The 12,291-nt window shown below is 53.4% G+C and carries 11 protein-coding genes; 6 read left to right on the forward strand and 5 right to left on the reverse strand.

Annotated features, from left to right (window positions below):
- Positions 1 to 91: 91 nt before the first annotated feature.
- Both CKV66_RS10850 and ubiG read left to right on the forward strand, forming a co-directional pair.
- A complete protein-coding gene (locus tag CKV66_RS10850; protein ID WP_085362735.1) occupies positions 92 to 409 on the forward strand; it encodes a GIY-YIG nuclease family protein in 318 nt (105 codons plus the stop codon).
- A gap of 51 nt (positions 410 to 460) precedes the next feature.
- The gene (gene ubiG / locus CKV66_RS10855) at positions 461 to 1,177 is read left to right on the forward strand and encodes a bifunctional 2-polyprenyl-6-hydroxyphenol methylase/3-demethylubiquinol 3-O-methyltransferase UbiG (RefSeq protein WP_085362734.1); all 717 of its coding nucleotides are present in this window, start codon (positions 461 to 463) and stop codon (positions 1,175 to 1,177) included.
- 149 nt (positions 1,178 to 1,326) lie between these two features.
- Here ubiG and CKV66_RS10860 read toward each other — a convergent pair whose 3' ends face one another.
- A complete protein-coding gene (locus CKV66_RS10860; RefSeq protein ID WP_085362733.1) occupies positions 1,327 to 1,572 on the reverse strand; it encodes a GlsB/YeaQ/YmgE family stress response membrane protein in 246 nt (81 codons plus the stop codon).
- A 307-nt stretch (positions 1,573 to 1,879) separates the two neighbouring features.
- Positions 1,880 to 2,866 (reverse strand): RluA family pseudouridine synthase, encoded by a 987-nt coding sequence (locus CKV66_RS10870; protein WP_085362731.1) that lies wholly within the window; start codon positions 2,864 to 2,866, stop codon positions 1,880 to 1,882.
- A 594-nt stretch (positions 2,867 to 3,460) separates the two neighbouring features.
- Here CKV66_RS10870 and CKV66_RS10875 point away from each other — a divergent pair.
- From CKV66_RS10875 to rbsK, 4 genes are all read left to right on the forward strand, one after another.
- Positions 3,461 to 6,340, forward strand: coding sequence for an Rne/Rng family ribonuclease (locus CKV66_RS10875; RefSeq protein ID WP_085362899.1), 2,880 nt, complete (start codon positions 3,461 to 3,463; stop codon positions 6,338 to 6,340).
- A 280-nt stretch (positions 6,341 to 6,620) separates the two neighbouring features.
- Complete coding sequence (locus CKV66_RS10880; protein WP_231990489.1) at positions 6,621 to 7,424, forward strand: hypothetical protein; 804 nt, start codon at positions 6,621 to 6,623, stop codon at positions 7,422 to 7,424.
- A 135-nt stretch (positions 7,425 to 7,559) separates the two neighbouring features.
- The gene (locus CKV66_RS10885) at positions 7,560 to 7,811 is read left to right on the forward strand and encodes a GNAT family N-acetyltransferase (protein WP_085362729.1); all 252 of its coding nucleotides are present in this window, start codon (positions 7,560 to 7,562) and stop codon (positions 7,809 to 7,811) included.
- 52 nt (positions 7,812 to 7,863) lie between these two features.
- Positions 7,864 to 8,766, forward strand: a complete 903-nt coding sequence (rbsK, locus tag CKV66_RS10890; RefSeq protein WP_085362728.1) for a ribokinase — start codon at positions 7,864 to 7,866, stop codon at positions 8,764 to 8,766.
- A 100-nt stretch (positions 8,767 to 8,866) separates the two neighbouring features.
- On the opposite strand, the gene CKV66_RS10895 is transcribed toward rbsK, so the two are convergent.
- The 3 genes from CKV66_RS10895 to rplT all read right to left on the reverse strand — a co-directional run bounded on the left by CKV66_RS10895 (position 8,867) and on the right by rplT (position 12,287).
- Positions 8,867 to 10,657 (reverse strand): 2-isopropylmalate synthase, encoded by a 1,791-nt coding sequence (locus CKV66_RS10895; RefSeq protein WP_085362727.1) that lies wholly within the window; start codon positions 10,655 to 10,657, stop codon positions 8,867 to 8,869.
- A gap of 266 nt (positions 10,658 to 10,923) precedes the next feature.
- Positions 10,924 to 11,766, reverse strand: a complete 843-nt coding sequence (locus tag CKV66_RS10900; RefSeq protein ID WP_143773785.1) for a crotonase/enoyl-CoA hydratase family protein — start codon at positions 11,764 to 11,766, stop codon at positions 10,924 to 10,926.
- A gap of 164 nt (positions 11,767 to 11,930) precedes the next feature.
- The gene (gene rplT, locus CKV66_RS10905) at positions 11,931 to 12,287 is read right to left on the reverse strand and encodes a 50S ribosomal protein L20 (protein ID WP_054599972.1); all 357 of its coding nucleotides are present in this window, start codon (positions 12,285 to 12,287) and stop codon (positions 11,931 to 11,933) included.
- Positions 12,288 to 12,291 lie beyond the last annotated feature (4 nt).

Genomic DNA, 12,291 nt, shown 5'->3' on the forward strand with positions numbered 1-12,291 from the left:
ATTGATGAATACAGCACCGCACCCCAAGTCCCGTTAGTCAGCCCGCTTTACGCTACAATAACAGTTTTACACTTAGGCCGTCTGAAACCCCATGCTCGCCGCCGAACAGCTCGCCCTCTTCTCCCTCCCCGCGCCCGAATCCGCCGGCAGCTGGAGCGTTTACCTCATTCTCTGCGACAACCAATCGCTCTACTGCGGCATCAGCAACCGCCCCGAAGCACGCTTCGCCGCCCATCTCTCCGGCAAAGGCGCGCGCTACACCCGCATCCGCAAACCCCTATCCATGCGGCTGGTGTATCACGAGCTTTCCCGCGAACACGCCCTGCGCGCAGAAATCCGCATCAAGCAGCTCACAGCGGCACAAAAGCAGCAGCTCTGGCAGCTGCTTCCCAATTTTCAGACGGCCTGAGTTTGGTATAAAATCCCCCCAACTTCCAACCTATATATAAAGAAGAGAACGATGACTGCCGAAACACCACACAACGTCGATCACAGCGAAATCGACAAATTCAGCCAGCTTGCCGACAAATGGTGGGATAAAACAGGCGAATTCAAACCCCTGCACGACATCAATCCTCTTCGCTTAGGCTACATCGACCTGCACGGCAACATCGCCGGCAAAACCGTGCTCGACGTTGGCTGCGGCGGCGGCATTCTCACCGAAAGCATGGCCAAACTCGGCGCAGCCCATGTAACCGGCATCGACATGGCCGAAAAATCGCTGCAAGTGGCCGAACGCCATGCCGCCGAACAAAACGTAACCAATATCGCCTACCGCTGCGTGCGCGTAGAAGACCTCGCCGCCGAACGCCCGCACAGCTTCGACGTGGTTACCTGCATGGAAATGATGGAACACGTTCCCGACCCCGCCGCCATCGTCAAAGCCTGCGCACAACTGGTCAAACCCGACGGCGTGGTGTTTTTCTCCACCATCAACCGCAACCGCAAATCCTATCTGCACGCCATCATCGGTGCCGAATACATCCTAAACCTCGTACCGCGCGGCACGCACGATTGGGACAAATTCATCACCCCCGCCGAACTCGCCCGCATGTGCCGCAACGCAGGTTTGGACTTAATCGACAGCAAAGGTATGGGCTACAACCTGCTCACCAAAGTTTACTCGCTCAACAACGACACCGGCGTCAACTACATGATCGCCTGCAAACCGGCCTGATACTGCCGTCAATCTTCAAATGCGGGCGTATCAACACAAAGCACCGCCCGCTTAACTTTCCCCTTATCGTTTTCAGACGGCCTCAAGCCTCTCGAACATAAAAAACAGGCCACTTACACAAGCGGCCTGTTTGGTTTCGGTCTAACCCGTTACTTCTTAATCACACGGGTGTAAATCGCCAAAATAATCACGGCAAAAATGGTAGAAGCGATCCAACCCGCAGGCTCGCCCACTTGATACCAACCGGCTTGCTGACCGACAAAACCCGCCAACAGCGAACCGCCGATACCCAGCAGCGTGGTCATGATGAAGCCCAAATTGTCTTTACCGGGATGCAGAAACTTCGCCAGCACGCCCACAATAAAGCCCACAATAATCGTTACAATCCAACCCATAACATTTCCTCTCGTATTTATTCGGTTACATTTATCAAAACGATGCCTGCGCAATCCGAAATGTCGAATCTTATTCCGACTGCAAACATCATTACGCCGGCCATCATACACAGCCGCACCGCCCGCACCGCCCACTCTTGCATTTCTTTTCAAAAAAATAAGAAACTTTGGACTCCGGCCGCCGATTCGATACCTGTTTACAACAAAACCGCCGTTTTCAGTACATCGCAGCAACCGTGCGTTGAATAACTTGAGGCCGTCTGAATATCTTTTCAGACTGCCTCAAGCCACTTTCCACATCACTACATCATTCCGCTTTCTGCTGATGCGCCAACACCGTAACCAACTGCGCCAACTCTTGCGGCAACGGAGCAACCAGTTTCAGCGGTTCTCCCGTCAGCGGGTGCTGCAAGTGCAACTCCGCCGCGTGCAGAAACATCCGTTTCAAACCCAGCTTCTGCAAGCGTTTATTGGCCTGATAATCGCCGTAGCGTTCGTCGCCCGCAATCGGACATTGCTGCGACTGCATGTGCACGCGGATTTGATGAGTGCGGCCGGTTTTTAAGGTGGCCTCTACAAAAGTCAGATCGGAAAGGCCGACCTGATGCAGCAGGCCGCCTGAAAAGCGTTTCAGCACGCGCAGCACCGTGTGCGCATGCTGGCCGTTTTCACTCACGCGCACCATCTTTTCGCCTTGCGCACCCGTGTATTTGAACAGCGGCAGTTTCACATTCAGCTTATCCTGCGCCAGCCTGCCCACACCCAACGCCAGATAAACTTTTTTCGGGTGGTCGTTGCGGATGGCTTCATGCAGCTTCACCAGCGCGCTGCGTTTCTTGGCCACCATCAACAGCCCGCTGGTATCTTTGTCTAGCCGGTGCACCAACTCGAGATAACGTGCTTCGGGGCGGGCGCGGCGCAATTGCTCGATCACGCCGAAACTCACGCCGCTGCCGCCGTGCACCGCCACGCCGCTGGGCTTGTTTACCACCAGCATCGCATCGTCTTCGTAAACGATTTCAAAATCGCGCGCGGGCACGGGCATGTTTTCAGACGGCCTCTGCTTTTCGGCAATACGCACCGGCGGAATACGCACGACATCGCCCGCCTCGATGCGGTCGGTCGGCTTGCAGCGTTTTTTGTTCAAACGCACCTCGCCCGCACGGATGATGCGCTGGATATGGCTTTTGGGTACGCCTTTTAAAATTTTGATTAAAAAATTATCCAGCCGCTGCCCCGCATCTTCGTCGGAAATGCTGATATGGTTAACCAAGTCTTTGCTAATTGTCGGCATTTTCTCTATAATCCGCTTACGTTTTCAGGCGTTGCCGCCCGAATAATCAGGCCGTCTGAAAACTTATTGTAAACCGGAATTTTATACTAAAAAGCACGCCACAAAGCATTTCCTTTACCTGCCGCCAAGCCGGGCAGGTAAAGACGTAATTAAGTTTAACCTTTTCCGGCAGGCCTTCCGACCCGGCATAAGACGCACCCGAACAAACATGTGCGCAGCCCTCGGCAGTACAACCGCCGGACAGTAATGAAGAAGACGGCTCAGATTTTTCGTGTTTCGCGCAGCATAGAAACCAAAGCGGAACCACAGGCATTGCCGATACGCTGTTTACACCCTTCCGCCGCCGCTTGCCGGTGCAGATACATGCGGATGCAATCAGAAATACCGCCGGTACACTTTACACAATAAACGGCACAAATCCTGTAAACACAAGCGGTTATCTAGAAGCGATGGCCATTGCTCTTTATACACTCCTTCTCGTTCGGATAACGCCCCACACGCCGTTTCAGACGGCCTGAACATTGGCGGCTTATAAGCGTTGAAAACTGATTACACGCCTCGTGGGTGCTCGAAAACGAGGTAGTCATGAAACGTATGCTATTTAATGCCACGCAAGCCGAAGAGCTGCGCGTGGCGATTGTTGATGGACAGACCCTTTTGGATCTGGACATCGAAACGCTGGGCAAAGAACAGCGTAAAGGCAATATCTACAAGGGTATCATCACCCGCATCGAACCGTCGCTGGAAGCGTGCTTCGTCGATTACGGCACCGACCGCCACGGTTTCCTCCCCTTCAAAGAAGTTTCCCGTTCCTATTTCCAAGATTATGAAGGCGGTCGCGCCCGCATCCAAGACGTGCTGAAAGAAGGCATGGAAGTGATCGTGCAAGTCGAAAAAGACGAGCGCGGCAACAAAGGCGCGGCCCTCACCACCTTTATCAGCTTGGCCGGCCGTTATCTCGTGCTGATGCCGAACAACCCCCGCGGCGGCGGCGTATCGCGCCGTATCGAAGGCGAAGAGCGCCAAGAACTGAAAGCGGCTATGGCCGAATTGGACGTACCGCGCGGCATGAGCCTGATCGCACGCACCGCCGGCATCGGCCGCAGCGTGGAAGAGCTGCAATGGGACTTCAACTACCTGCAACAACTGTGGCAGGCCATCGAAGAAGCCGGCAAAGCGCACAACGAACCTTACCTGCTGTTTATGGAAAGCTCGCTGCTTATCCGCGCCATCCGCGACTACTTCCGCCCCGACATCGGCGAAATTCTGGTCGACAACCAAGAAGTGTACGACCAAATTTCCGAATTTATGTCGTATGTGATGCCCAATAACGTAGGCCGTCTGAAACTTTATAAAGACCACACCCCGCTGTTTTCGCGCTTCCAAATCGAACACCAAATCGAAAGCGCATTCTCACGCAGCGTCAGCCTGCCCTCCGGCGGCGCGATTGTGATCGACCACACCGAAGCGCTGGTTTCCATCGACGTTAACTCCGCCCGCGCCACCCGCGGGGCCGACATCGAAGACACCGCCTTCAAAACCAATATGGAAGCCGCCGAAGAAGTCGCCCGCCAAATGCGTTTGCGCGACTTGGGCGGCTTGGTGGTAATCGACTTCATCGACATGGAAAACGCCAAGCATCAGCGCGACGTAGAAAACGTCTTGCGCGATGCCCTCAAAAAAGACCGCGCCCGCGTGCAAATGGGCAAATTGAGCCGCTTCGGCCTGCTCGAGCTTTCCCGCCAACGCCTGAAACCCGCATTGGGCGAAAGCAGCCATATCGCCTGCCCACGCTGCGCCGGCACCGGCGTCATCCGCAGCATCGAATCCACCGCCCTGCACGTGTTGCGCATCATTCAGGAAGAAGCCATGAAAGACAACACCGGCGAAGTGCACGCACAAGTGCCGGTTGATGTGGCCACGTTCCTGCTCAACGAAAAACGCGCCGAGCTTTTCGGCATGGAAGAGCGTTTGGACGTATCCGTTTTCCTGATTCCCAACATCCACCTCGAAAACCCGCACTACGAAATTACCCGCGTGCGTACCGATGATGTGGACGACAACGCCGAGCCGAGCTACAAGCGCGTAGCCGCACCGGAAGAAGACGAAAACGCCAAACCTTTCGGTGGCGAAAAAGCCAAAGCCGCCCGCCCCGAACCGGCGGTAAAAGGCGTGAAACACACCCAACCCGCGCCGATTGTTGTCGAAACTCCGCCCTCTTCTTCATGGTGGTCAGGCTTCAAATCATGGCTGGGCAAAGTGTTCAGCGGCGACAAGAAAGAACCCGAAAAAGCGCCCGAAGCCGAGAAATCGGAAAAGCGCAACGGCAACCGTTCCGGCAACCGCCGCCCGTCTAACCGCCGCCAACATCCGCGCCGCAACCAGCAGCTGAAACGCCAAGACGAAAGCGTTAAAGAAGAAGCTCCGGTTATCGAAGCGGAAACCAAAGAAAGCGCGAAAGAAAGCACCCGCGAGCCGCGCGGCAACCGTCGCGGTCAAAACGACAACCGCGAACGCAACCGTCAAAGCCAAGCCGCTTCGGAAAGCCGTCAAAACGAAAGCGAAACCAAACCGGCCGCAAAAGAAAACGGCAACAACGAGCAACGCCAAGACAACCGCCGCCGCAACCGTGCTGAAAAGCCTGCAACTCCGGCCGTAAACGCGCTTGCAGCCACTGCTGACAATGCACCGGAAACCGTTGCGGTTGCCACTGCCGAACCCGTGCGCACCGAAAAAGCAGACGGCAAAGAAAGGGAAAGCCGTTCTTCCCGCCAAGAGCGCGGCCGCAACCGTGACCGCGACCAACGCGACCGCCGCAACAGCAGCAAAAAACGCAACATCCCGTCTGCCGCCAAAATCGAGCAATATTTAAGCATTGCCGAAGCTGCCGACAAAGTTCGCTTTGCCGTTGCGCATGTATTCGGAGAAGCCGAAGAAACGCCGCTGGCCGTTGCTGTGTCCGCGCCGTTGGCAGAAACCAATGCAGCCGTTGCCGCCGAAGCAGACAACCGTCCGCTGGTGGTAGTGGTGCCTGAAATCGAAACCGATACTGCCGAAGCCGCACCTGCGCCTGCGCTGTTTGCCGTCGAAAGCGCTGCCCCCGCCGCAGCCGTAGAAGCTGTTACCGCGTCCGAACAAAGCATCATTGAAACGGCCGTAGCCAATGCGGAAGAAGCATTAAGCAAAGTCATCGGCATCACGCATATCGAAGAAACGCCTGAAGCTGAATCTGGCGCAGCCGTTCCAGCCGCTGAGTCTTTGGCAAAACCCGCTGAAACCGCCGCAGCAAGCGTTTCAGACGGCCTCGACTTAGGCGGTTTGGTGTTGGTACAAACCCGCGCCGATGCTTTGGAAGCCGCCGCCGAATGGTCGCAGCCGGAAACCGCAATCGGCCTGAGACGCGCCGACATGCCCAAGGCAGTAGAAACTTCTGTCAGCGATACTCCGCTGGTGCAAGTGGAAACCCAAAAGTAACAGGCATTCTTGTCCTATCCAGCCCGACTGCCAGCGCGGTCGGGCTTTTATCATCCGGCAATAAACGTGAGGCCGTCTGAAAATATTTCAGACGGCCTCTCTTCATCAAATTGCATTTTTGCCTGCCGTTTACATTCGGCACATTTCGGCTATGTCAAAGAATCTTTTATAAAATTTGCTTTTCCGCTTTGTCTTTCAGTATGATAAGCGCAGCTGCAAACGCAGGATTTTGCGCTGTTTTCCACTTCCGGGCTACCGTTTATCTTAAAGAGGAATGGCCATGAAAAAATATCAAAAATGGTTGGGTTTAACCCTGATTGCGCTGCTGTCGGCGTGCGCGGGGCAACAAGCGCCCGTCGAATCTCCGCTTTCGTCTTCTACCCAATCTATCGACACTGCACCTCAAGCTGCCGCGCAGAGCATGAACGTGTCCAAACTGTCGTACGAAAGTGCGGCGACAAACCGTTCCGTGCGATCGTCCGAACGCTTGGGCACGCAATGGGGCGATGAAGTCAGCTCGTATGTTACCCAAGTGGATTTACGCCGCACCAGCGAAACCCCGATTGCGGAAACCGCCGTCCGCTATGCCGATAAGCATTACAGAGGCCGCGGCATCAATGAAATCTCACTCGCGGCAGGAAAAATCGGCTTCTTCGTTGAAAGCGACAGCCGCCGACGCCTGCCCATCTTTCGCACCGAAGGACAATACTTCCTGCAAGGAAAAGCCGGCCAAGCCTACCGTTTGGTGTACCGCAACCATACCGACAAAACGTATGAAATCGTGGCTTCGGTTGACGGCATCGACGTGATCAGCGGCAAAGCGGCCAGCCGTTATCATGCCGGCTATGTGTTGAAACCCAAAGGCACTTTGGTGATTGAAGGCTTCCGCAAGAGTGATTCGGCAGTGGCTTCATTTATTTTCAGTAAGCCTGCGGACGCTTACGCCGCCAACACGCCCGCCGGTTCGATTGCCAACACCGGCATCATCGGCACGGTGGTTTACGAGCTGTACGACCCCAACCGCCGCATCGGAGAGCCACAACCCTTCCCTGCCGACAACGGCTATGCTCCGCCGCCGCGTTGATGTTTTCAGACGGCCATTGTTTAGGCAATGGCCGTTATGCCTGCGCCAAGCAGCATCGGCAGCTTAACGGTATAATCCTGCACATCCATAAAATGCCCACCGCCGTCTGCACACCTCACCCAATAAGGAATTGCCATGAACACCGTACAGCACCTCCCAGAGCAGCAAACCTTTATCTTATTGAAAGACAATGAAGAAGCAGGCCATCTGAAATACGATGTTTCAGACGGCCTGTGGAACATCACCCATACCGTCGTCAATCCCGCCTTCCGCGGGCAAGGCTTGGCCCGCATTTTGGTGGACGCCGCCATCGCCGAAGCCGAAAAACGCAACATCCCCCTGAAGGCCGATTGCGATTACGCCGCAGCGGTGTTGGCCAAACGCTAGGCTTGAGGCCGTCTGAAACTCCGCCCGCTTCACATACAAGGAAACCCGACACATGCAAACCCCTAAAATCACCGTTATCGGCAGCATCAATATTGACTTGGTTACCGGCTCCCCGCGCTTTCCCCAACCCGGCGAAACGCTGTTGGGCACATCGTTCGACCGCTTCATGGGCGGCAAAGGCGCCAACCAAGCCGTAGCCGCCGCCCGCTTGGGGACGGAAGTGTGCATGATTGGTGCCGTAGGCGACGACGGTTTCGGCCGCGAAGCGCTCGCCCATCTCCAAGCGGAAGGTATCAATACAGACCGCATCAAAACCCTGCCCGACCAACCTACGGGCATGGCCAACATTACCGTGGCCGAAGGCGACAACCACATCATCGTGGTTTCCGGTGCCAATTTCGGCATCACACCCGCCGACATTGAAGCCTGCGAAGCGCGTATTGCCGAATCAGACGTCATCCTCAGCCAACTGGAAATCCCGATGGATTGCGTGCTTGCCGCCGCCAAACTCGCCCGCAAACACAACAAACCTTTTGTGCTCAATCCCGCCCCTGCGCAAAAACTGCCCGCAGAGTTGCTGGGATTAGTTACCCTGCTGACACCAAACGCATACGAATTGGCCATCAGCTTAGGGCTTCCCGAAAACACGCCGGTGGAAGAATTAATCAAGCAGGCAGGCGTGCCCGTATTGATGACGAGAGGCAGCGAAGGCGTTCTCTATAACGATGAAAACGGCAACCTGCACACCCAACCCAGCTTTAAAGTAACGCCCGTCGATACCACCGGAGCCGGCGACACATTCAACGGCGCATTTGCCGTCTTCCGCCACTTGGGCATGAAAGAAGCCACCCGCAAAGCCAATGCCGCCGCAGCTTTGTCGGTAACCAAAGCCGGAGCGCAAAGCGGCATGCCCACCGCGGCCGAGTTGGAAGCCTTCTTAGCCAAACAAGCGTAAGCGGATTTCGCAAGTTTGCTGCATATACAGCGACTTATGCTTTAAATACAAAAACAGAGGCCGTCTGAAATTTCAGACGGCCTCTTGGTTAAACGACGGCTTAAATATCGCCTTGAGCCTTCATTTTTTCCGCACCGAATTCCAAACGGCTCAATGCAGACAGATAAGCTTTGGCAGTAGCCACCAATACATCGGTATCCGCGCCTTGTCCGTTCACAATGCGGTTGCCGCGAGCCAAGCGCACGGCGGTTTCGCCTTGACTTTCAGTGCCTTCCGTTACCGCGTTCACAGAGTAAAGCAGCAAAGTCGCACCGCTTTTCACCACGCTCTCAATGGCTTTGAAAATCGCATCCACAGGGCCAGAGCCTGTTGCCGAGGCTTTATGCTCAACGCCGTTCACAGTAAAGACCACTTCCGCAGTAGGCTGCTCGCCCGTTTCCGTCGTGATTTTTTGCGAAACCAGCTTATAGTTGTCTTGTGACAAATTCACCATTTCGTCAGACACTAAAGCGTGCAGGTCTTCATCGAAAATCTCGCGCTTCTTGTCGGCCAGTTCTTTAAAGCGCGCGAACGCAGCATTCAAGGCCTCTTCACTGCCCAACTCAATACCCAGATCAGAAAGCTTGGTTTTAAAAGCATTGCGGCCGGAGAGTTTGCCCAAAGTCAAACGGTTGGTCGCCCAGCCCACCGACTCCGCCGACATAATCTCGTAAGTTTCACGATGCTTCAGCACGCCGTCTTGGTGGATGCCCGATTCATGGGCAAACGCATTCGCACCCACCACAGCTTTGTTGGGCTGCACCGGATAGCCGGTTACCGTAGAAACCAGCTTCGACGCCGGAACAATCTGCGTCGTATCAATGCCCGTTTCCAGCCCGAACACATCATGGCGCACTTTCAACGCCATCACGATTTCTTCAATCGACGCATTACCCGCGCGCTCGCCCAAGCCGTTAACTGTACATTCGACCTGACGCGCACCGCCGCGCAACGCTGCCAAAGAGTTGGCCACCGCCAAACCTAAATCGTTGTGACAGTGGGCCGACCATACCACTTTGTCGCTGTTCGGCGTTTTGGCAATCAGTTCACGGAAAAAAGCCTCTGTGCGGTGCGGAATCGAATAGCCGACAGTGTCGGGAATATTGATGGTCGTCGCACCGGCTTCAATCACCGCACCACAGATTTCCGCCAAGAAATCAACTTCGGAGCGTAAAGCGTCTTCGCAAGAAAACTCCACATCATCGGTATATTCTTTTGCAATTTTGACCGCTTTCACAGCCGCTTCAACCACTTGCTTGGGCTTCATTTTCAGCTTGTGTTCCATATGGATGGGGCTGGTGGCAATGAAAGTGTGAATACGGCGGTTCGGCGCGGGTTTCACAGCCTCGCCGGCGGCACGGATATCGCGTTCAACCGCACGGGCAAGCGAACAAACCGTGGCTCGGGTCAAGTTTTTGGCAATTTCATTGACCGCTTCAAAATCGCCCGGGCTGGCTGCGGCAAACCCCGCTTCAATCACGTCCACGCCGAGTTTTTCAAGCTGGCGGGCAATACGGATTTTTTCCTCTTTTGTCATGGCCGCGCCTGGCGACTGCTCACCGTCTCGCAGCGTGGTATCAAAAATAATAACGCGGTTGTTATCCTGTGGCATGGCTTGCTTCTCCAATGAAGTTTGTTGTTTTAAAAAGGCATTTAAATCCAAAGGGCGCCCCTGCGATTCAGCCAAAGCCGTCAGCTTCTGCAACTGAGCCAACGGAAGCGAACCACGGATGCGCCATTTATAAATAGCCGCGGTACTCGCCGCATTTTCAGGGTCGTGCTCTTTCAGTGCTTCGGCCAACGCATTCACACCGCCGAAGTAAGCGATTAAACGATCAATGTCTAATTGCATAATAAACCTTGTCTAATCATGATTTTTCAGTGTAAGGATGGTGCAGATTATACACAAATAAGACAAAATGGAAATAAATTATTTAAACAAATCTGAAAAACCATCATTTCTTGAAATGATTTATACATTTTGTCTAAATTAATTAATGATGTTTCCGACTGATCAAAAAACATAGCAGACCGAGATATGAATGCACACTAGCCAACAAAAGGCTTGAGGCCGTCTGAAATATTTTCAGACGGCCTCAAGTCTTATTGAAAGCACCATCATTGCCTTGGCACCGCATTCATAAACCTACTGGCCTGCCGATGCACCAGATGCGACATCACCTGCAAATCACGTTCCGTCAATTTAAGTGCTGCATCCACCCAAATCGTCGTAATATCCATCAGCTCTTTATAAGACACAGGGTTGCAATAATCTTTCACCTTGCGCATGGCCCGATAGCTGTTCGGCGTTTTTTCCGCCCGCTCGATATAGCGGATCACCTCATCGCGGCCGCACCCGTTTTCCGCCAAAATATCCACCACACCCATCTCAAACATCTGTTCGGCGGTATAAATTTTGCCGCTCATAATGATTTGCTCAGCCGTTCCCGACCCCACTTTGCGCGACAGCATCGAATAAGCCCCCATGCCTGGAAAAAGGTTAAACATCACTTCCGGTAAGCCCATGCGGGCACCTTTTTCCGCCACCAATACATTCCCGGCCAAAGCGCCTTCAAAGCCGCCCCCTAAAGCATCTCCCTGAACCAAATTAATGGTGGTCAGCTCACATTCCAAATGTGTCATCACTGCATAAAGCACATCAATACAATCCGTCGCATAGCCCATCAAGGTATCGCGATTACCTTCTCTGATGGCTTGGGAAAAAAGCTGCAAATCTCCTCCGAGGTTATAAACGCCGGCAAGAGAAGAAGTCCCTATAATGTATCGGTATTTTTCTCCATCGCTTTGTTTCATCTCTGCACGCACATCATCAAAATAAGCCAACAAACTCTTTAATAATGTTCGCGTAAAACACGGCAAAGGCTCCGCAGCCATTCTCACCCAACTTGCTTTATATGCCTCATCATATGTTACATACATATGTTGATAATGATTACTCACTTAAACCCTCTCCGCTCAATGTAAACCATTAACCATACAAGAGACTTATCCTTTATTAAAAGTTCCCAAAATAATTCCCAATCAGCATAAAACTATAAAAACGCAATAAAAAAAGGAAACCGAAGTTTCCTTTTTAAAAAACTCTAACAAGTAGTAAGCTTGTATTAAGCCAAAGCTGCTTTTGCTTTTTCTACCAAACCGGCAAACGCCGCTTTGTCAAATACAGCCAAGTCAGCCAATACTTTGCGGTCAATCTCAATAGCAGCACGTTTCAGACCGTTCATGAATTTGCTGTAAGACAAACCATTTTCACGGGCACCTGCGTTAATACGCACGATCCACAATTGACGGAATTGACGTTTACGTTGACGACGGTCACGGTAAGCGTATTGACCGGCTTTCATTACAGCCTGTTTGGCAACACGATAGACGTTTTTACGACGACCGCGATAACCTTTGGCTAAGGCTATTACTTTTTTGTGACGGGCACGAGCGGTAACACCGCGTTTTACGCGTGGCATATTT

The sequence above is a fragment of the Neisseria zoodegmatis genome (genome assembly GCF_900187305.1).
GTDB classification, from domain to species: Bacteria; Pseudomonadota; Gammaproteobacteria; order Burkholderiales; family Neisseriaceae; genus Neisseria; species Neisseria zoodegmatis.